At 39.3% G+C, this 20,120-nt stretch carries 19 protein-coding genes; 8 read left to right on the forward strand and 11 right to left on the reverse strand.

Annotated elements, in window-relative coordinates; all coding sequences use genetic code 11:
• Positions 1-31 precede the first annotated feature (31 nt).
• The 10 genes from JOC54_RS20715 to rpmH all read right to left on the reverse strand — a co-directional run bounded on the left by JOC54_RS20715 (position 32) and on the right by rpmH (position 9,046).
• Positions 32-901: a ParB/RepB/Spo0J family partition protein gene (locus tag JOC54_RS20715; RefSeq protein WP_035419422.1), complete on the reverse strand. Its 870-nt coding sequence runs from the start codon at positions 899-901 to the stop codon at positions 32-34.
• Complete coding sequence (locus JOC54_RS20720; protein ID WP_035419421.1) at positions 894-1,655, reverse strand: ParA family protein; 762 nt, start codon at positions 1,653-1,655, stop codon at positions 894-896. Before JOC54_RS20720 ends, JOC54_RS20715 begins: the two co-directional genes overlap by 8 nt.
• A 155-nt stretch (positions 1,656-1,810) precedes the next feature.
• The gene (gene noc, locus JOC54_RS20725; RefSeq protein WP_035419420.1) at positions 1,811-2,665 is read right to left on the reverse strand and encodes a nucleoid occlusion protein; all 855 of its coding nucleotides are present in this window, start codon (positions 2,663-2,665) and stop codon (positions 1,811-1,813) included.
• A 128-nt stretch (positions 2,666-2,793) separates the two neighbouring features.
• On the reverse strand, positions 2,794-3,507 hold the full coding sequence (gene rsmG, locus JOC54_RS20730; protein ID WP_204468854.1) for a 16S rRNA (guanine(527)-N(7))-methyltransferase RsmG: 714 nt from the start codon (positions 3,505-3,507) through the stop codon (positions 2,794-2,796).
• 11 nt (positions 3,508-3,518) lie between these two features.
• Positions 3,519-5,408 carry a tRNA uridine-5-carboxymethylaminomethyl(34) synthesis enzyme MnmG gene (gene mnmG, locus JOC54_RS20735; protein ID WP_035419512.1) on the reverse strand — a complete coding sequence of 630 codons (1,890 nt, stop codon included), beginning with the start codon at positions 5,406-5,408 and terminating at the stop codon, positions 3,519-3,521.
• Positions 5,409-5,474: 66 nt separating this feature from the next.
• Positions 5,475-6,854, reverse strand: a complete 1,380-nt coding sequence (gene mnmE, locus JOC54_RS20740) for a tRNA uridine-5-carboxymethylaminomethyl(34) synthesis GTPase MnmE (RefSeq protein ID WP_035419417.1) — start codon at positions 6,852-6,854, stop codon at positions 5,475-5,477.
• A 124-nt stretch (positions 6,855-6,978) separates the two neighbouring features.
• A complete protein-coding gene (gene jag, locus JOC54_RS20745) occupies positions 6,979-7,611 on the reverse strand; it encodes an RNA-binding cell elongation regulator Jag/EloR (protein ID WP_035419415.1) in 633 nt (210 codons plus the stop codon).
• Positions 7,612-7,626: 15 nt separating this feature from the next.
• Positions 7,627-8,433, reverse strand: a complete 807-nt coding sequence (gene yidC, locus JOC54_RS20750) for a membrane protein insertase YidC (protein WP_051991470.1) — start codon at positions 8,431-8,433, stop codon at positions 7,627-7,629.
• 23 nt (positions 8,434-8,456) lie between these two features.
• Entirely contained in the window at positions 8,457-8,846 is a 390-nt protein-coding gene (gene rnpA / locus JOC54_RS20755; protein ID WP_204468856.1) for a ribonuclease P protein component, read from the reverse strand.
• A 65-nt stretch (positions 8,847-8,911) separates the two neighbouring features.
• Positions 8,912-9,046, reverse strand: a complete 135-nt coding sequence (gene rpmH, locus JOC54_RS20760) for a 50S ribosomal protein L34 (RefSeq protein ID WP_035419413.1) — start codon at positions 9,044-9,046, stop codon at positions 8,912-8,914.
• A 527-nt stretch (positions 9,047-9,573) separates the two neighbouring features.
• Between rpmH and dnaA the strand changes: the two genes are divergently transcribed.
• From dnaA to gyrA, 7 genes are all read left to right on the forward strand, one after another.
• Positions 9,574-10,926 (forward strand): chromosomal replication initiator protein DnaA, encoded by a 1,353-nt coding sequence (gene dnaA, locus JOC54_RS20765; RefSeq protein ID WP_204468859.1) that lies wholly within the window; start codon positions 9,574-9,576, stop codon positions 10,924-10,926.
• A 168-nt stretch (positions 10,927-11,094) separates the two neighbouring features.
• Entirely contained in the window at positions 11,095-12,237 is a 1,143-nt protein-coding gene (dnaN, locus tag JOC54_RS20770; RefSeq protein ID WP_204468861.1) for a DNA polymerase III subunit beta, read from the forward strand.
• A gap of 156 nt (positions 12,238-12,393) precedes the next feature.
• Entirely contained in the window at positions 12,394-12,612 is a 219-nt protein-coding gene (gene yaaA / locus JOC54_RS20775; RefSeq protein WP_035419410.1) for a S4 domain-containing protein YaaA, read from the forward strand.
• Between the two features lie 2 nt (positions 12,613-12,614).
• Positions 12,615-13,733, forward strand: coding sequence for a DNA replication/repair protein RecF (gene recF, locus JOC54_RS20780; RefSeq protein WP_204468865.1), 1,119 nt, complete (start codon positions 12,615-12,617; stop codon positions 13,731-13,733).
• 4 nt (positions 13,734-13,737) lie between these two features.
• Complete coding sequence (remB, locus tag JOC54_RS20785) at positions 13,738-14,010, forward strand: extracellular matrix regulator RemB (protein WP_035419408.1); 273 nt, start codon at positions 13,738-13,740, stop codon at positions 14,008-14,010.
• 45 nt (positions 14,011-14,055) lie between these two features.
• Positions 14,056-15,981, forward strand: a complete 1,926-nt coding sequence (gyrB, locus tag JOC54_RS20790) for a DNA topoisomerase (ATP-hydrolyzing) subunit B (RefSeq protein ID WP_204468867.1) — start codon at positions 14,056-14,058, stop codon at positions 15,979-15,981.
• A 47-nt stretch (positions 15,982-16,028) separates the two neighbouring features.
• Positions 16,029-18,545, forward strand: a complete 2,517-nt coding sequence (gene gyrA / locus JOC54_RS20795; protein ID WP_204468869.1) for a DNA gyrase subunit A — start codon at positions 16,029-16,031, stop codon at positions 18,543-18,545.
• Positions 18,546-18,586: 41 nt separating this feature from the next.
• Here gyrA and JOC54_RS20800 read toward each other — a convergent pair whose 3' ends face one another.
• Positions 18,587-18,748, reverse strand: coding sequence for a hypothetical protein (locus tag JOC54_RS20800; RefSeq protein ID WP_162831865.1), 162 nt, complete (start codon positions 18,746-18,748; stop codon positions 18,587-18,589).
• A 116-nt stretch (positions 18,749-18,864) separates the two neighbouring features.
• On the opposite strand from JOC54_RS20800, the gene JOC54_RS20805 reads away from it, so the two are divergent.
• A complete protein-coding gene (locus JOC54_RS20805) occupies positions 18,865-19,839 on the forward strand; it encodes an SDR family oxidoreductase (RefSeq protein ID WP_204468872.1) in 975 nt (324 codons plus the stop codon).
• Positions 19,840-20,120: the final 281 nt, after the last annotated feature.

Consider the following 20,120-nt stretch of genomic DNA (forward strand, 5'->3'; position numbering starts at 1 on the left):
CTATCCTTAGCTTAGTAAGGTAGCTCCTGCTTCACTCTTTGGATTGAACAAGCAATTCTAAAATTCGTTCTAAATCATCTTCGGAAAAGTAATCGATTTCTATTTTCCCTTTTTTCTTACCCGGTTTTATAAGAACAGAAGTACCTAATGAATCTCTTAATCGTTCTTGATGTTCTTTTATAAAAGGTGGTAGTTTCACTTTTACTGCTTTTGTTTCACGTGGAACATGTTCATTCATTTCTTGAACAAGCTGTTCAACTTCGCGTACGCTAAGTTTTTCCTGTAGTACTTTTTCAAGTAAATGAGTCAGTTTATCTTTATCATGTAACCCTAATAAAGCCCTCCCATGACCCATGCTCAACTTACCGACAGAAATAAACTCTTGAACGACTTTAGGAAGCTGCAGTAGTCTCATATGATTTGCAATATGAGGTCGACTTTTTCCAAGGCGTTTCGCTACCTGTTCTTGCGTGCTGTTTGTATGGCTCATCAGTTTTTCATAAGCAATTGCTTCTTCAATTGGATTGAGATCTTCACGCTGTAAATTCTCAATTAACGCGATCTCCATCATCCCATTTTCATCAAGTTCTTGAATAATGACAGGAATCTCTTTAAGACCAGCTTTTTTAGCAGCTCTCATCCGCCGTTCACCCATTACAATTTCATAACCCTTTATAGATTTACGCACTGTAATTGGTTGAAGAATTCCATGCTCTTTAATTGAATCACTTAATTCAGCAAGTGATTCTTCAGAAAACGTTTTTCTCGGTTGATAAGGGTTAGGTCTAGCTTCTTCGATAGAAATAAACGTAATTTTTTCCTCTGGCCTTTCTGCATCTTGATTAGGAAAAAACGCCTCTAATCCTTTACCTAGACCCTTTTTGCCGACCGTTTTAGCCATTGGCTACCACTTCCTTCGCTAAGTCTAAGTACACTTCAGCTCCGCGTGACTTCGCATCGTAAACAATAATTGGTTTCCCATAACTTGGGGCTTCACCTAATCGAATCGTTCTTGGAATAATGGTATCAAATACTTTATCACGAAAATATTTTTTCACTTCTTCTATAACCTGTATACCTAGATTTGTACGTGCATCAAGCATCGTTAATAAGACACCTTCAATTGCTAAATCGGTATTTAAGTGTTTCTGCACTAACCGTACAGTGTTTAGTAGCTGACTTAACCCTTCAAGTGCATAGTATTCACATTGAACTGGAATAACGACTGAATCTGAGGCTGTCAATGCATTAATTGTTAATAAACCAAGTGATGGCGGACAATCAATAAAAATATAATCATATGTCTGTTTTAGAGGCGCTAATGCTTTTTTCAAACGAACTTCTCTTGAAATTGTTGGAACTAGCTCAATCTCAGCACCAGATAACTGAATTGTGGCAGGAATCACATCAAGGTTAGGAACTTCTGTTGGAAAAATGACCGTTGATGCCTGTACATCTTCAATTAAAACATCATAAATGCATTCATCTACGTCGCCTTTTTCTACTCCAACTCCACTTGTTGCATTTCCTTGAGGATCGATATCAACAAGTAATACCTTCTTACCTAAATGTGCTAAACAGGCAGCCAGGTTTACTGATGTTGTTGTTTTTCCGACGCCGCCCTTTTGGTTAGCAACAGCGATAATTTTTGACACAAGGACACCCACTTTCGCGCAATGCGTGTGGAAGTTCATTCGATCACACTGAATTTACTTCTACGCCACAAACATTTAAACTAACTATCTTCTACTATCTTATCATAAATTTTTTAGAATCCTATTAAAAAAAGACCTATCTTTTTTAAGATAGATCACTTTTTTGGAATACGAATTGTAAATTGATAGAAATCTTCTGTGTCTTCTTCATCAGTATCGACTTTTAAGCCACTTTTCATGACCATGTCTACTGATTGGCGAATCGTGTTCATCGCAATTCGCATATCTTTAGGATAGGATTTCTTTGTTGCTTTCTTTTTCTTTGGTTCTTCCTCCTCCGATTCTGGATAGAGGTATAGTTGTACTCGTTCTTCCGTTTGTTTTACATTAAGTTGATGAACAATGATCTCTTCTAATATCATTTCTTGCGCAGCTTCGTCATCTTTCAATACAATTAACGCCCTAGCATGACGTTCAGAGATTTTCCGATTTAAGATCGCATCTTGGACAGCTTGAGGCAAACTTAATAACCGTAATTTATTGGCAATAGTCGATTGCCCTTTCCCTAAGCGCTGAGCCAAACTTTCTTGAGTTAATTGATGAATTTCAATTAACTTCGCATAGGCAATCGCTTCTTCAATTGCCGTAAGCCCTTCTCTTTGTAAATTCTCTATTAAGGCTATTGATGCGGTTTGCGAATCATTAAATTCTTTAATTATAGCTGGAATTGTTTCCCACTCTAATGAAGAAACCGCTCGAAAACGACGCTCTCCCGCAATAATTTCATACTTTTCATCACGGATTCGAACGACAATCGGTTGTATGACCCCGTGAGTACGTATTGTTTGCGCAAGTTCACTAATACGCTCTTCATCAAACAATGTTCTTGGTTGAAAGCGATTAGGTACAATGTCTTTAATCGGTATTTGCTTTACTTCTTCATTTGCATTTATCTCAGCATCGTCATTCTTGTCATTAAAGCCAAATAGGCGTGAAAACGATTGCTTCATCGCCTCGGACACCACCTTTGTTTAACCATGTTAGTTTAATTCGACACACATTCACAGCATTCCTTTTAAAATTGAAAAATGTTCCACGTGAAACATGTGACTGGATAACATTGATTGCGTTTCATACCTTACTTAATTGGTTGTTTGTTAGGTAATCCTGGCTTTCTTGGATACTTCTTAGGTGTATTCTTTATTTTTTCAATCTTAACAATATGTCTTTCACTTTTTTCAATTGGGAGAAGGAACTGATCATTTGCTTTTAACTCTCCACCTAACGTTTTAATGGCGGAATTTGCTTCTTCAAGCTCTTGATTTGTCCCAGCACCTTTTAAAGCAATAAATTGACCACCTACTTTGGCAAAAGGCAAACAAAGTTCACTTAAAACAGACATTCTTGCTACCGCTCTTGCTAAGACAAGATCATATGATTCCCGATGAAAGTTGCTTTGACCAGCTGTTTCAGCTCGATCATGATAAAAAGATACGTTAGTTAAACCAAGTTCTTCTGCAAGAAATGTAAGAAAGCCTATCCGTTTGTTTAATGAATCAATAATAGAGATTTGCAGATCTGGAAATAGAATCTTTAATGGTAGGCTTGGAAAACCTGCTCCTGCCCCAATATCAACAATATTTTGATCCGTAAAGGAATAATAAAGGCTCGGCGTAATAGAGTCGTAAAAATGCTTTAGATACACATCGTCTTTCGCGGTGATGGCTGTTAAATTCATTTTTTCATTCCACTCAACAAGCAGTTCAAAATAACGATTGAATTGCTCTTGTTGAGTAGCAGATAGCGTCATATTTGACTTGGATAGTAGCTCAGACAGTAATTCTTGACTCATAGAAGACTCCCTTAGGATGATGTTTTTGCTAGTTTTCCTTGTTCTAAATAAACAAGTAAAATCGATACATCTGCTGGATTTACTCCAGATACTCGAGACGCTTGTCCTACAGATAATGGTCGAACAAGTTTAAGTTTTTGTCTTGCCTCTGTTGCCAATCCTTGAATGGCGTCATAGTCCAAATCATCCGGAATATTCTTCCGTTCCATTTTCTTTAGACGATCAACCTGTTGCCATTGCTTTTCAATATAACCTTGATACTTAATTTGAATTTCAACTTGTTCACAGACATCAGCATCAAAATCTGCATTAGGTTTCTCAATCATGTTACTTAACACTGCATACGTAATTTCAGGACGCTTTAATAAAGCAATTGCTTTTAGCGCTTCGGCTATTTCTTTTGACCCATTTTCTACTAAAAGCTTGTTCACTTCATCTGTCGGTTTAACAATTAAATTAGACAGTCTTTTCTTTTCCTGTTCAACAAATTCTTTCTTTGCTAAAAAACGTTGATAGCGCTCTTCAGAAATTAAGCCAAGCTCGTACCCTTTTTCAGTCAAGCGGAGATCCGCATTATCATGACGCAAAATTAAGCGAAATTCTGCACGTGAAGTTAGTAAGCGGTATGGTTCATTTGTACCTTTCGTGACCAAATCATCAATCATGACGCCTATATAAGCATCAGAACGATCTAAGATCATTCCCTCTTTACCAAAAGAACGTTGGGCTGCATTTATACCCGCCATCAAACCTTGTCCAGCAGCTTCTTCATAGCCAGACGTACCGTTAATTTGACCTGCTGTAAACAACCCAGGAATTGCCTTTGTTTCAAGCGTTGGCCACAATTGAGTTGGGACAATTGCATCATACTCGATTGCATACCCAGGTCTCATCATCCTTACATTTTCCAATCCTGGAATTGTTTTCAACATAGAGAGCTGAACATCTTCTGGCAAACTTGTTGATAATCCTTGAACATAGACTTCAGTCGTATTTCGGCCTTCTGGTTCCAGAAATATTTGATGTCTTGGTTTGTCATTAAAGCGCACAATTTTATCTTCAATAGAAGGACAGTATCTCGGTCCCGTTCCCTCTATCATACCGGAATACATCGGTGATCGTCCAAGATTTGCACCAATTAATTCATGCGTTTCCGCTCCCGTGTATGTTAACCAACACGGTAACTGGTCAGTAATATATTTCGTTGTCTCGTAAGAAAAAGCACGGGGGACGTTATCACCAGGCTGAATCTCTGTTTTTGAATAGTCAATGGTATTTCCGTTCACACGTGGTGGTGTGCCAGTTTTAAATCGAACTAATTTAAATCCGAGCTCTTTTAAATGATCAGATAGCTTAATTGAAGGTTGCATATTATTCGGACCTGATTCATAGGACAATTCCCCTAAAATAATCTTCCCACGAAGATAGGTTCCTGTTGTAATAACAACGGAACTTGCACGGTACTCAGCGCCCGTATTCGTAATCACTCCGCGGCACTCGCCATCCTCAATAATTAATTGGTCAACCATTCCTTGACGCAACAGCAAGTTTTCTTGTTCTTCAATCGTTTTCTTCATTTCATGTTGATAGCTAAATTTATCTGCTTGAGCTCGTAAAGCTCGAACAGCTGGGCCTTTGCCTGTATTGAGCATCCGCATTTGGATATGGGTTTTATCAATATTCCGTCCCATTTCTCCTCCCAAAGCATCAATCTCCCGGACAACTATTCCTTTAGCAGGGCCCCCTACTGATGGATTACAGGGCATAAACGCAACAGCATCTAAGTTGAGCGTTAGCATGAGCGTGTTTGCTCCTCGACGTGCCGCTGCAAGTCCTGCTTCAACACCTGCATGACCTGCCCCGATGACAATAACATCAAATGATCCGCCTTGATAATTCATATCTAACCGACTCATCCAGCTCTTATAAGCTGAATAAATCTCCCATCCTTTCCACACAAATGTGTTCTATTTTCCTAAACAAAACTGCGAAAACAGTTGATCAATCAAACTGTCTTGAACATCTTCACCAATAATTTCACCGAGCAGTTCCCATGTTCGCGTTACGTCAATCTGAATTAAATCAACCGGAACATCCATATCCGTTGCTTCAATTGCTTCCAATGCTCGTGTCTTCGCCTGGTTTAGTAAACCAATATGACGAGCATTTGAGACATAAGTTAAATCGTGACTTTCAATTCCACCATCAAAGAAGAGACCACTTATTGCTTCTTCTAGTTGATCAATTCCTTCTTCAAAAAGTAAAGACGTGGTGACAACTGGTCGATTTGCAGCTAATTGATGCACCTTCTCCATATCAATCCGTTTCTTCTGGTCCGTTTTATTAACGATTACAACAACGTCCATACCGCTAACCGCATCAAATAAAGCCTCATCCTCTATTGTAAGTGGTTCAGCGCTATTTAAAACGAGTAAAATTAAATCAGCATCTTTTAACGCTTGTCGAGAGCGTTCGACTCCTATCTTCTCTACGATATCCTCTGTTTCACGGATACCAGCCGTGTCGACTAGTCGAAGTGGTACGCCTCTAACATTTACATATTCTTCTAGTGTATCACGAGTCGTGCCAGGAATATCTGTCACAATTGCTTTTGCTTCATGTACAAGGCTGTTCATAAGCGATGATTTCCCTACATTTGGTCGACCAATGATTGCCGTTGCTAACCCTTCTCGCAGCACTTTTCCTTGTTTCGCTGTCACCAGAAGGGATTCAACTTCAGCCAAGACAGGCGTCATTTTTTCTTTAATGATGTCCTGTGTGATTGTTTCAGCGTCGTACTCTGGGTAATCAATGTTTACTTCAATGGCTGCGACAGTTTCTAATACTTCCTGTCTTAACCTTTTAATTTGATTTGACAACCTACCCTCAACTTGGCGCATCGCTACATTCATCGCTCGATCTGTTTTGGATCGAATCAAATCCATTACACCCTCAGCTTGCGATAAATCTATTCTTCCATTTAAAAAAGCTCTCTTCGTAAATTCGCCCGGCTCAGCCAATCGAGCACCATGAGACAAAACAGCTTGCAATACACGATTCACCGAAACCAATCCACCATGACAATTAATTTCGATAATATCTTCTCTTGTGTATGTTTTTGGCGCACGCATGACGGTTACCATGGACTCCTCAATAACCTCGCCATCTTCAGCCAAATGACCATAAACAATCGTATGGGATGGCACTTCCTTTAATGGTTTTGCTCCACTAAAAAGTTTATCCCCAATTGATATTGCTTGATCTCCACTCAGCCGGACAATTCCGATTGCGCCTTCTCCTAGCGCAGTAGATATTGCTGCAATTGTATCCAACTTTTTCACCTCCATAAAAAAACAGCTTCAACTATTAAGAATAGCACAGCCGATAGGGAAAAGCTATCGCTTCAGCTGCTTCTTCTTTTTTCCAAAACGATCTGTTTTAAACATACAAAAAAGGAAGCACAATGCTTCCTCATTCGTTAACCCCTATGACGACATGGCGCTTATGACCAGCACCTTTTGATTCAGTCGTTACACCTTTTACGTTTGCAAGGTATGTGTGAATCACTTTACGTTCTCTAGCAGGCATTGGCTCAAGAACAATTGGCTCTTTTGATTGTTTGGCCTTCTTACTTACTCTAAGAGCCAATTCTTTTAACGTTTCTTCACGTTTTGCGCGGTAGCCACCCACATCTATGCGAATCCGTAAAAAATCAGGTGTATCAGATTGAGAGAGTGCTAAGTTTGTCAAATATTCTAAGGAATCCAGCGTCTGTCCTTTGCGTCCAATCAAGCGCCCTTGACTAGATTGGTCTGGACATTCAATGACGATTGATAAGTCTTTCCCTTTTTTCGTTTCACTTAATTCTACTTCCATCCCCATGCGAGTAATGGTTTCTTTGAGAAAAGTTGATGCAATTTCTTGAGCACTAGGTTTCAAACGAACTTCGATTACTGCTGGTTTTGTACCAATTAAGCCAAGAAACCCTTTTTTAGGTTGCTCTATTACATCATAAATTAACTGGTCTTGCTGAGCATTTAACTCTTGCATTGCCCGTTGAACAGCTTCATCAATTGTTCTACCTTGTACCGTACGAATTGCCATTGCTTTTCCCCTTTCTTATTTCCGCTTTTTATTTTTGTTCTTTTTCTTTTTGGTACCCGTGTTTTTCTTCTGTGTACCCTTTTGAGTCCCATTTGTAACTGGAAGAGTAGATTCAAGCCCTCTTTTTCCTGCATTTGGTCCTGTTATAAAGTAGGTTTGAGCAATCATAAAGATGTTTCCTACTACCCAGTACAAAATAACAGCAGCTGGTAAAAAGACACCGATGACTAAAATCATAATTGGCATCAAATAAAGAAGAATCTTCATCTGCGGATTGTTTTGAACCATCATCATTCGTTGTTGAATGAATGTTAATACAAAAGCAAGAATTGGTAAGATAAAATATGGATCTGGATCACTTAATAGGAACCAGCCAAACGTTTCACCTTGAAAATTTTCCGTCCGCATGATGGCATGATAAATTGCCAAGAATACCGGCATTTGTATGATTATAGGAAGACACCCGGCAAAAGGGTTTACTTTGTGTTGCGCAAACATCTTTTGCATCTCTTCATTTAACTTCATTCGCGTATTTTGATCTTTTGCACTGTACGTTTCCCTAAGCTTCTGCATTTCCGGTTGAAGTTGTTGCATTGCCTTCATTCCTTTTGTTTGCTTCACCATAAGTGGTAAAAGCAGCAAACGGAACAATATGGTTACAACAATTATCGCAAATCCATAACTGCTTATCCAAGTTGCGATCATAATAATAAGCTGTGATAACGGATACACAAAGAAAGAATTCCAAATTCCTGAACTCTCAGACGTTATCGGCTCATTCACACTAAAGCAACCGGATAATAGGAGTAACATACTCGTCATTAATACGAGCCAACCTATCTTTTTCAATCCCTTACATCCTCCCGGTTAATGATTTTTGTCCGTTGTGTATGTGAACGCCTAAGCGCTTTTGACTTTCGCATAACATGCTCTAAGCTGCTTTGAACCTCTTTTAACCCAAGGTCACGAGCGGGAAGTCTTGCTATAACAACATAATCACAATCTGTTTTTAACTGACCTTCTAAATCTTGAAAAACAACTCGTATTAGACGCTTAATGCGGTTGCGACAGACGGCATTACCGACTCGCTTCGATACAGACAATCCCAATCGAAACGATGTTTGTCCCTCTTTTGGCAGTATGTAAAGAACAAACTGACGATTGGCCATCGAATGTCCTTTTTTAAAAACAGCTGAGAACTCTTCATTTTTTTTTAAACGTTGCTCTTTTTTCATGCTGTACACGACCTCTCGTCTACAATGGTTCTAGATACCTGAAAAAGACCACTGGTACCAGTGGTCTATGCAGACAATACTTTTCTTCCTTTTTGACGACGACGTGCAAGAACTTTACGACCGTTCTTCGTAGCCATTCTAGCTCGGAAGCCGTGATTCTTTTTACGCTTACGGTTATTTGGTTGGAACGTTGGACCCATGTATTCCACCTCCTTCGAGGATTGTATCTCTTCAGACACTCTTAAAAATTATAAAGAGAAGTAACCTGCTCTGTCAAGTCTCTTTTTTAATAACCATTCCTTCCTCTTTTTTACTCCTTTTAAACGCTGTGGACATTTTTCGACTCGTTTCTTTCTTCATCTACAGCTTATCGACAACGATTTACACATATCTAGTGTTGTGGACAACAACTTACTACTAGATACTGCGTTTTGTGGATAAGTAGATTAAACCATTGCTACTTCTAATTAATTTTGCTATGATTAGGAGGATTTCCATCGTGGACAATGAATTACGTAAGAAACCTGTCCACAGCCTGTGGGTAAGGTTGTGGACAGGTTTCTTCTTTTTGTTTAGCGTTTTATCCACAGTACTCTTTATACGTTAATTATACCGTTTTTCTACTATAATATTGTTTGTTCACATTATACGGTTGTATGCATATTTATTTTAGGGGTTGTACAAACGCTGTACAACGTCTTAATGTCGCAAAAGGAGGGGCTTTTTTTTGGAAAACATTCATGATCTATGGAACAAAGTATTAGAAGAGATGAAGAAGAAAGTAAGTAAACCAAGTTATGAGACATGGTTAAAGGCAACGAAGGCAACAACCATGCAAAATGATGTAATTGTTATAACTGCGCCAAATGAGTTCGCGCGCGATTGGCTTGAAGATCATTATTCTAGGTTAACTTCAGATATTATTGAACAACTAACCGGAGCACGCTTGGCTCCAAAATTTGTTATTCCCCAATATGAAGAGGAAGAAGAGGCACTACCAGAACAAGTAGCCCCTGCTCCAGCGGAGATGAATGTAGCAAATTCACTTAATCATTCGCGCACGATGCTTAATGATAAATACACATTTAATACGTTTGTTATCGGGTCAGGCAACCGCTTTGCCCATGCAGCTTCATTAGCTGTTGCAGAAGCACCGGCTAGAGCATACAATCCTCTATTTATATATGGTGGCGTTGGCCTAGGTAAAACACATTTGATGCATGCGATTGGACACTATGTGATGGAGCATAATCCAAATGCGAAAGTCGTTTATCTTTCATCTGAAAAATTTACGAATGAGTTCATTAACGCCATTCGAGACAATAAAGCCGTTCATTTTCGCAACAAATATCGGAATGTTGATGTTCTTTTAATTGATGACATTCAATTTATCGCTGGAAAAATTCAAACACAGGAAGAATTTTTTCATACCTTTAATGCGCTCCATGAGGAATCTAAGCAAATTGTCATTTCTAGTGACCGTCCACCTAAAGAAATTCCTACGCTTGAAGATCGACTACGTTCTAGATTTGAATGGGGTCTGATTACGGACATTACACCACCTGATTTAGAGACTCGAATTGCTATTTTAAGAAAAAAAGCAAAAGCAGAGAACTTGGATATTCCAAATGAGGTCATGCTTTATATAGCTAATCAAATTGATACAAACATTCGGGAATTAGAGGGAGCGCTTATTCGAGTTGTCGCGTACTCATCCCTTATTAATCAAGATATGAATGCTGATCTTGCTGCAGAGGCTCTGAAAGACATTATTCCAAATGCACTACCTAAAACATTAACAATTACAGATATTCAAAAACTAGTTGGCGATCATTATCAGTTAAAAATGGAGGACTTTAAAGCCAAAAAACGAACAAAATCTGTCGCATTCCCACGTCAAATTGCGATGTATTTGTCACGGGAAATGACTGATTCCTCTTTACCTAAGATTGGCAGTGAGTTTGGCGGGCGGGATCATACGACAGTTATCCATGCGCATGAGAAAATCTCAAAATTACTTGCGACTGACCAAGAATTACAACAAAAAATCCAAGTGATCACAGAACAACTGCGCCAATAGTGTGCACACTGTGTATAAACCAGACAAGCCTATCCACACTTTACTCACATGTGAATAGGCTGTCTCTTTACGCTTTTTCAGGTTTTATCCACAAATTCACAAGCCCTATTACTATTACTACGAATTTAAAACATAATTTATTAGATATATGAAAAGGAGTTTCTTATTATGCATGTTATTATCGATCGCAATCGTATGGTTCATGATGTTCAACACGTAGCCAAAGCCGTATCTTCAAGAACAACCATTCCAATCCTAACTGGAATCAAGCTAGTTGCTTCGCAAAATGGCCTAACGTTAACAGGTAGTGATTCTGATTTATCAATTGAAGCGTTTATCCCTGCTGTGGAAAACGAGCAAGAACTTGTTCAGATTCAAAAAGAAGGCAGTATTGTTCTTCAATCAAAATATTTCTCTGAAATTGTAAAACGATTACCAGGAGATACAATTGATATTCAAGTTCATGACCAATTTGCTGCAACAATCCGCTCTGGTTCTTCCGTTTTTACACTCAATGGACTTGATCCAGATGAATACCCTCGGCTACCTCAATTAAAAGAAGAATTGATCTTTAGCATTCCCCAAGATATGTTGCGAAATGTTATTCGACAAACTGTTTTTGCAGTGTCCACTCAGGAAACACGTCCAGTGTTGACAGGTGTAAACATTGAGACGGATGAAGTTGGTTTAATCTGTTCTGCAACAGATAGCCATCGATTAGCATTGCGTAAAGCCAAGGTTGAAAAAGGAAGTGAAGATCTACACTTTCAGAACGTGGTTATTCCGGGTAAGAGTCTACAAGAATTAAGCAAAATTTTAGAGGATACAAGTGACTCTGTTGAAATTGTTGTAACAGAGAATCAAATTCTCTTTAAGTTAGGGAATCTATTATTCTTTTCACGGTTACTAGAAGGAAAATATCCTGTTATTTCAAGCATGATTCCGAACCAGTCAAAAACAAGCTTTGTATTAAAAACAAAGCCACTGCTGCAGACCCTGGAACGCGCACTTCTATTATCACGTGAAGCTAAGAACAATGTGATTAATTTAAAAACAATTAGCAGCGATCAAGTTGAGATAACATCTACTTCACAAGAGGTAGGAAAAGTAACAGAGCAAATTGATGCGGAACAATTTGATGGAGAAGAGTTACGCATTTCGTTTAACGGAAAAAACATCATAGATGCTTTAAAAGTTATTGATAGTGATGAAATCCGAATTATGTTCACTGGAGCAATGAGCCCATTTGTTATTCGTCCACTTGATTCTGATCATTACCTGCATTTGTTCTCACCAGTTCGCACGTATTAAAGCTTATTCGAAAAAAGGTTGGCTAGAACCCCATCAGTTTAGTACAATAGAAGAATAGAAAAGAAGCACAAAAAACGGATATGGCTAACGAATTAGAGGCAGCATTCTTAAACGATATGCTGTCTTCCCTTCGTGTAGCCGATTGTGAGGTGCGGTTTGGAACAAGTTGTTATTGAAACGGAATTTATAACGCTAGGTCAGTTTTTAAAAGAAGTCGGAGTAATTGATACGGGCGGGATGGCAAAATGGTATTTAAGTGAATTTACGGTAATCGTTAATGCAGAATCAGAGAATCGCCGAGGAAAGAAATTAAGGTCTGGCGATATCATAGATCTAGAAGATGGTCGAACGTTCAAAATTGCTCAGAAGGATTAACGATGCACATAAACAAACTCGCACTTACTTCCTATCGAAATTATGAAAATACATCTATTTCTTTCGGTGAAAACGTTAATGTTTTTATTGGAGAAAATGCGCAAGGGAAAACGAATGTTTTAGAGGCAATATATGTAGTTGCTCTCGCCAAATCACATCGCACTACAAAAGATAAAGAACTCATTCGATTTGATGAAGACTTTGCTCGCATTCATGTGGAGGGTTATATCCGTACCGGTGAGGTAGAGCTAGATCTGATTTTGACCCAAAAAGGAAAAAAGGGAAAAATTAATGGTCTGGAACAAAGGCGACTGAGTGATTATGTTGGTACTTTAAATGTGGTCATGTTTGCGCCAGAGGATCTTGACTTGGTTAAAGGCAGTCCTCAAGTACGCAGGCGTTTCATTGATATGGAGCTTGGACAAATTAGTCCGATTTATTTATACGAACTGTCCCTGTACGGAAAAATAGTCAAGCAACGGAATGTCTTATTAAAAGAATTGCAGAAAAAACGAGCAAGTGCTGACGCAATGCTCGACATATTGACGGATCAAATGATTGAGAAAGCCACTTTTATCATAAAAAAACGAGCTCAGTTTGTTGAGAAACTGGAAAACTGGGCTGTTCGAATCCATCACTCCATTAGTCGAGGTACGGAAAAGCTGAAACTTAGCTACATACCGTCTATTGAGGTATCAGACATAGAAAATATGTCGAAAATAAAGATGGAGTTAGAAAAAACGTATGAGCGGAAGAAAGAGGATGAAATGCGAAGAGGCACGACTTTGTTTGGACCTCATCGGGATGATTTAGGTTTTTTAATTAATGGACTGGACGTGCAGAGTTACGGGTCACAAGGACAGCAGCGAACGACTGCGTTATCGCTTAAATTAGCTGAAATCGATTTGATTTATGCTGAAATTGGTGAATACCCTATTCTTTTGTTGGATGACGTGCTTTCAGAGCTAGATGATTACAGGCAATCGCACTTGCTTGAAACCATTCAAAGTCGTGTACAAACGTTTGTAACAACAACATCTATTAGCGGTCTTCATCAAAGTGTCCTAAACGAAGCGTGCATATATGACGTAACGCAAGGTGCGATTAAGCGATTGGAGTAACGGAATGTATATTCACATTGGAGGAGAAGTCATTTTACCTGCTAATCAGGTTGTTGGTATTTTTCCTTATCAAAAAAAAGGGCTTTCTAAACATACAGAAGCATTTTTGAAAGACAGAGATAATAAAAAGACAAGCACAATTATTTCTAAAGATACCGTGAAAAGCATCATCGTAACGGAAGAAACAGTCTATTATTCACCAGTGTCCTCACAGACGCTGTACAAGCGTTCTATTGGCAGAGCGCATGAAGATCTGCTCGATGATTTAGATGAGTAGAATCTGCTAGTTGAACATATTTGATTTCTGATGAGAAGGTGAAGAGTGTTGGTAAATGAGCAAAATCAAGCATACGATGAAAGCCAGATACAAGTACTAGAGGGACTTGAAGCTGTTCGAAAGCGTCCCGGTATGTATATTGGATCAACAAGCCAAAAAGGACTACACCACTTAGTATGGGAAATTGTAGACAACAGTATTGATGAAGCAATGGCTGGATACTGTGACACAATTAAAGTAACGATTGAAGAAGACAATGCCATTACTGTTGAAGACAACGGTCGAGGAATTCCTGTTGGGATCCAAGAAAAGATGGGACGTCCTGCTGTAGAAGTTATTTTGACGGTTCTCCATGCTGGTGGGAAATTCGGAGGCGGTGGCTACAAGGTTTCCGGTGGTCTACATGGCGTAGGCGCATCAGTTGTTAATGCCCTTTCTACTTATTTAGAGGTCAACGTTCACCTTGATGGAAACATTCATCACCAAAAGTATTCTCGTGGTGTCCCTCAGTCGGACTTAGAAATTATTGGTGAGACGGATAAAACGGGTACAATCATTACATTCAGACCTGATGGTGAAATTTTTAAAGAGACGCTTGAGTTTGATTACGACACGTTAGCTAGTCGAGTACGTGAACTCGCATTTTTAAATAAGGGATTAACGATTTTAATCGAGGATAAACGGACTCCTGATGGAAAAAAGGCGACCTATTTTTACGAAGGAGGAATCTCCTCTTTCGTTAAGCACTTAAACCGAACAAAAGAAGCTCTGCATGATGAACCCATTTATGTAGAGGCGGAAAAAGAAGGCCTGACGGTTGAAGTAGCCGTCCAGTACAATGATGGTTATACGAGCAGCATTTACTCATTTGCGAATAACATTAACACCCACGAAGGTGGAACACATGAATCCGGTTTTAAAACGGGATTGACTCGTGTCATAAACGATTACGCGCGAAAAAATAGCTTGTTTAAGGAAAATGACCCGAATTTAAGTGGAGAAGATGTACGGGAAGGGTTAACGGCGATTATCTCTGTTAAAATTCCGGAACCACAATTTGAGGGGCAAACAAAAACAAAGCTTGGAAATAGTGAAGCAAGAACGATTACCGACTCACTTTTTTCCGAAAGTTTCTCAAGGTTCCTTGCCGAAAACCCGACAGTAGCGAGAAAGATCGTTGAAAAAGGGCTAATGGCTTCTAGAGCAAGAGAAGCAGCTAAAAAAGCACGGGAGTTAACACGTCGAAAAAGTGCGCTTGAAGTAAGTTCTCTTCCAGGTAAGTTAACAGATTGTTCTTCTAAAGATGCATCTATAAGCGAATTGTTTATCGTAGAGGGTGATTCAGCAGGCGGTTCTGCCAAAGGTGGACGAGATCCTCATTTTCAAGCAATTTTGCCCTTACGAGGAAAAATCTTAAACGTAGAAAAAGCACGACTGGATAAGATCTTAGCCAATAATGAGATTCGGATGATTATAACGGCTATTGGTACAGGTATTGGCGAAGAATTTAACATCGAAAAGGCTCGTTACCATAAGATCGTCATCATGACCGATGCCGATGTTGATGGAGCCCATATTCGTACGCTTATTCTAACCTTTTTCTATCGATATATGCGTGAGCTTATTGAACATGGTTATGTCTATATCGCGCAGCCTCCGTTATATAAAATTGAGCAAGGACGGAACAATGTAAAGTATGTCTATGCTGATCGTGAGCTTGACGCCCATATGGAAACAATAGAGGACCGTTCAAAAGTAAGCATTCAGCGCTACAAAGGTCTCGGAGAAATGAATGCAACTCAGTTATGGGATACAACGATGGATCCTGATGTACGTAATATGCTGCAAGTTACGCTTGCTGATGCAATAAAAGCAGATGAAATATTTGAAGTTCTAATGGGTGATCGTGTTGAACCAAGACGCGACTTTATCCAAGAAAATGCACATTACGTGAAAAACTTGGACATTTAAGAGAAAAGTCAGGCGTGTGAATGCCGGCTATCGTGGAGGTTTACGCAATGGCTGAAGAAGAAGTTTCAAGGTTAAGAGAGAGACATATTGATGAGGAAATGAAAGAATCATTCATGGACTATGCCATGAGTGTTATTGTAAGTCGTGCGTTACCAGACGTCAGAGATGGCATGAAACCGGTTCATCGACGTATTTTGTATGCTATGTTTGAACTTGGAATGACGCCAGATAAGGCTTATAAAAAATCAGCACGTATTGTGGGTGAAGTACTGGGTAAATACCATCCTCACGGGGATTCATCCGTTTACGATACGATGGTACGTATGGCTCAAGATTTTAGCTACCGCTATATGTTGGTGAATGGTCACGGAAATTTCGGTTCCATTGACGGAGACTCAGCGGCTGCAATGCGTTACACAGAATCAAAGATGTCCAAGATTTCAATGGAACTTGTGCGTGATTTAAATAAAGATACAGTAGATTTTGATGACAACTATGACGGAACAGAGCGAGAGCCAAAGGTTCTACCTGCTCGTTTTCCGAATTTGCTTGTGAACGGTACTTCCGGGATTGCTGTTGGAATGGCAACAAATATACCACCTCATCAGTTAGGGGAAGTAATTGATGGATTACTTGCCTTGTCTGAAAACCCGGAAATAACAATTCCCGAATTAATGGAGTATATTCCTGGACCAGATTTTCCAACTGGTGGAGAGATTCTTGGCCGTTCAGGTATCCGCAAAGCGTATACGACTGGACGAGGATCTATTATGGTTCGCGCCAAGACAGATATCATTGAAAATAAAGGGAAACAGTCCATTATCGTAACAGAGTTGCCTTATCAAGTGAACAAGGCTCGACTAATTGAAAAGATAGCAGAACTTGTTCGTGATAAGAAAATTGAAGGGATCTCAGAGTTAAGAGATTCTTCGGATCGAAACGGGATGAGAATTGTCATTGACTTGCGTCGTGATGCCAATGCAAATGTCATTTTAAATAACTTATATAAGCAAACGGCGCTACAAACGAGCTTTGGTATTAATATGCTTGCCCTTGTAAAAGGGAAGCCTGAAGTTCTAAATATCAAACAAACGCTTGAGCATTACTTAAGTCACCAAATTGAAGTCATTCGCAGAAGAACTCAATTTGATTTGAATAAAGCGGAAGCGCGTGCTCATATTTTAGAAGGTTTGCGTATCGCATTAGATCATATCGATGAAATTATTGCGCTGATAAGAGCTTCTGAAACAGCAGAAGTTGCCCGCAATGGTTTAATAGAAAGATTCAGCTTGAGTTATGAACAAGCTCAAGCGATTTTAGATATGCGTCTGCAGCGACTTACAGGGTTAGAACGCGATAAGCTCGAGCAGGAGTATCAAGAAATTATGGAGCGCATTAAGGAGCTTAGAGCAATTCTAGCGAGCGAAGAGCGTGTGCTAGAAGTAATTCGAGAAGAAATTTTAGTTGTAAAACAGAAGTTTAACGATGAGAGACGTACGGTCATCTCGATGAGTGAGGAACATTTAGAAGATGAGGATTTAATTCCTCGTCAAAACATTGTTGTTACGATTACTCATAATGGGTATGTAAAGAGATTACCAATCTCAACGTATCGTGCACAAAGACGTGGTGGTAAAGGGATTCAAGGAATGGGGACAAATGATGATGATTTTGTTCAACATTTATTTACAACCAATACACACCACACAATTCTGTTCTTTACAGATAAAGGGAAAGTTTACCGTTTAAAAGGCTATGAAATACCTGAGCTTGGAAGAACTGCTAAGGGAATTCCTGCGATTAATTTGCTGCAAATCGATCCAGGCGAAGCGATCAGTACAGTTATACCAATTGAAGAATTTGATGATGATGCGTATCTGTTCTTCTTGACTGAACAAGGTATTGCTAAACGATCAAAGCTATCGGCATTTGCTAACATTCGAAAAGGTGGGCTATTTGCGATTAATTTACGTGAAGACGACTTGCTTCATGGTGTCCGCTTAACGGATGGAACGAAACAACTTATGATTGGAACAAAGCAAGGGATGGCGATCCGTTTTAACGAAGAAGATGTCCGTTTAATGGGACGTACAGCAGCTGGTGTAAAAGGGATTACGCTCTCAGATAATGACGGTGTCGTAGGGATGGACGTTATTGTTGAAGATCAAAAAGTTCTTGTTGTAACGGAAAAAGGCTATGGAAAAAGAACTGAGCTTGATGAGTACCGGGTCCAAAGCCGAGGCGGTAAAGGAATTAAAACATGTAATATCACAGAAAAAAATGGCCCTCTAGTATCATTGAAGATGGTTGCTGAAGAAGACGATATTATGATTGTAACGGCGAATGGTGTCATTATTCGGACAACCGTCGAAGGAATCTCGACAACTGGAAGAAATACGCAAGGTGTTACATTAATACGAGTGCGCGAAGGCGAGGAAGTTGCCACCGTTGCTCGAGTGAACATTAATGATGACGAGGTTGAAGATCTTGAAGACGAGATTGAAACTGAAGGCGTTGATGTTGTTGAAGAAACTGAAACAACTGAAGAAGAATCTGATGAATAAAAAGGGAAAGCAGCTGTCCGTGGACAGCTGCTTTTTTCGTTTTATAGGACAGGGTAGGTAGAATCATAGCGTGGGTACGCATAGCATGGAGGTCTTACGCTTAATTGAGGCACTGTCCAGGAATCATGTAAATAAACCATTCGGTCCACTGTATCTTGTTCATTTGTTACTAATAACGTAATAAGTGGATAATAAGTAAACATAGGCTAATCTCCTCCTTCTTATTACTATACGAAGTAGCCAACCTGTGCGTGTAGTCACATGCATATCTACCATTGATTATTAATAAATAGAAGGGAGGACTGGAGGCGATGTTCATATGAATGATAAAAATGAGAAAGAACTAGAAAAAGAAATAGCCCCACTACAAGATTGGTTTGAAAAAAATAAATCAACGCCATATCCGCTATATCCGTTTTACGGAAAGATAACGCGTTATGAAGATGTTTATTTAACGGGGCCAGAACAACGGCAATTACGACAACCTGGAGTCGAACGACTTATGGTTCCAAGACCAATCATTGAGAACCCGGAATATAGAGGGAGTGGGAAGTTAAAAGATAAAGTGGCAATCATTACGGGTGGCGACAGTGGGATTGGTGCTGCTGTGGCGATTGCATTTGCTAAAGAAGGCGCTCACTGCGTTATTAGCTACTTAGAAGAGCATGAAGATGCAGAAAGAACAAGAAGAAGAATTAAAGAATTGGGGCAAACCTGTCTTTTGATCAGTGGAGATGTTAGTAAAAGGGAGAAGAATGAAGAAATCGTAGATAAAGCGATAAAAACATATGGAAAAATTGATATCTTGGTGAATAACGTTGGTGTTCAGTTTCCTCAGCATTCTATTACTGAAATAACGGATGAACAGTTTGACCATACATTTAAAGTAAACGTTTATTCTCATTTTTATTTAACAAGAGCAGCTATCCCCTATTTAAATGCGGGTAGCTCCATTATCACTACTTCATCTGTTGTAACGTATATCGGTTTACCACAATTAGTTGATTACACAGCTACTAAAGGAGCGAATGTCGGCTGGACGCGTGCACTTGCAAAGCAAGTTGGAGCCAAAGGAATTCGTGTGAATGCTGTTGCTCCAGGAAAGATTTGGACACCATTAATTCCGGCTAGTTTTCCAGCAGATGATAACGCACTGCAAGGTGATAATCTATATGGACGAGTGGGGCAACCTTTTGAATTAGCTCCAACCTATGTTTACTTAGCGTCAGATGATTCACGTTTTGTTACTGGTCAGGTCCTGCATGTGGACGGAGGGCAATCAACGAGTAGTTAGCTTCATCTTTTTCTTCTTTTACTAGAATAATAATAAGGTCTACTAAAAATATGCTTAATAGTATGTTTAGAACAATAATAGAAAGGGGATCGAGACAATTAAGACGACGTTTTATAAAATAAACAAGTCCTATAAAAATATTTCCGGAAAACAGTTGACCTATTCTTTTAGAGATGGTATATTAATTGAGTCGCCAAGAGAGAACGGCGCAAACGAGTTCTTTGAAAACTGAACAAAAGCCAAGCGTAATAAAGAGATACAAGGTATCTCGTCAATGAAAG

The sequence above is a fragment of the Shouchella xiaoxiensis genome (assembly GCF_016907895.1).
GTDB classification, from domain to species: domain Bacteria; phylum Bacillota; class Bacilli; order Bacillales; family Bacillaceae_D; genus Shouchella; species Shouchella xiaoxiensis.

What these genes read in the sequence shown, in the direction of transcription:
- JOC54_RS20800 (WP_162831865.1), bottom strand. Translation starts at nt 18,748, where the DNA reads ATGTTTACTTATTATCCACTTATTACGTTATTAGTAACAAATGAACAA.
- mnmG (WP_035419512.1), bottom strand. Translation starts at nt 5,408, where the DNA reads ATGAATTATCAAGGCGGATCATTTGATGTTATTGTCATCGGGGCAGGT.
- dnaN (WP_204468861.1), top strand. Translation starts at nt 11,095, where the DNA reads ATGCATGTTATTATCGATCGCAATCGTATGGTTCATGATGTTCAACAC.
- JOC54_RS20715 (WP_035419422.1), bottom strand. Translation starts at nt 901, where the DNA reads ATGGCTAAAACGGTCGGCAAAAAGGGTCTAGGTAAAGGATTAGAGGCG.
- recF (WP_204468865.1), top strand. Translation starts at nt 12,615, where the DNA reads ATGCACATAAACAAACTCGCACTTACTTCCTATCGAAATTATGAAAAT.
- jag (WP_035419415.1), bottom strand. Translation starts at nt 7,611, where the DNA reads ATGGCAATTCGTACGGTACAAGGTAGAACAATTGATGAAGCTGTTCAA.
- rnpA (WP_204468856.1), bottom strand. Translation starts at nt 8,846, where the DNA reads ATGAAAAAAGAGCAACGTTTAAAAAAAAATGAAGAGTTCTCAGCTGTT.
- mnmE (WP_035419417.1), bottom strand. Translation starts at nt 6,854, where the DNA reads ATGGAGGTGAAAAAGTTGGATACAATTGCAGCAATATCTACTGCGCTA.
- remB (WP_035419408.1), top strand. Translation starts at nt 13,738, where the DNA reads ATGTATATTCACATTGGAGGAGAAGTCATTTTACCTGCTAATCAGGTT.
- noc (WP_035419420.1), bottom strand. Translation starts at nt 2,665, where the DNA reads ATGAAGCAATCGTTTTCACGCCTATTTGGCTTTAATGACAAGAATGAC.
- rpmH (WP_035419413.1), bottom strand. Translation starts at nt 9,046, where the DNA reads ATGGGTCCAACGTTCCAACCAAATAACCGTAAGCGTAAAAAGAATCAC.
- yidC (WP_051991470.1), bottom strand. Translation starts at nt 8,433, where the DNA reads ATGACGAGTATGTTACTCCTATTATCCGGTTGCTTTAGTGTGAATGAG.
- JOC54_RS20805 (WP_204468872.1), top strand. Translation starts at nt 18,865, where the DNA reads ATGAATGATAAAAATGAGAAAGAACTAGAAAAAGAAATAGCCCCACTA.
- rsmG (WP_204468854.1), bottom strand. Translation starts at nt 3,507, where the DNA reads ATGAGTCAAGAATTACTGTCTGAGCTACTATCCAAGTCAAATATGACG.
- gyrA (WP_204468869.1), top strand. Translation starts at nt 16,029, where the DNA reads ATGGCTGAAGAAGAAGTTTCAAGGTTAAGAGAGAGACATATTGATGAG.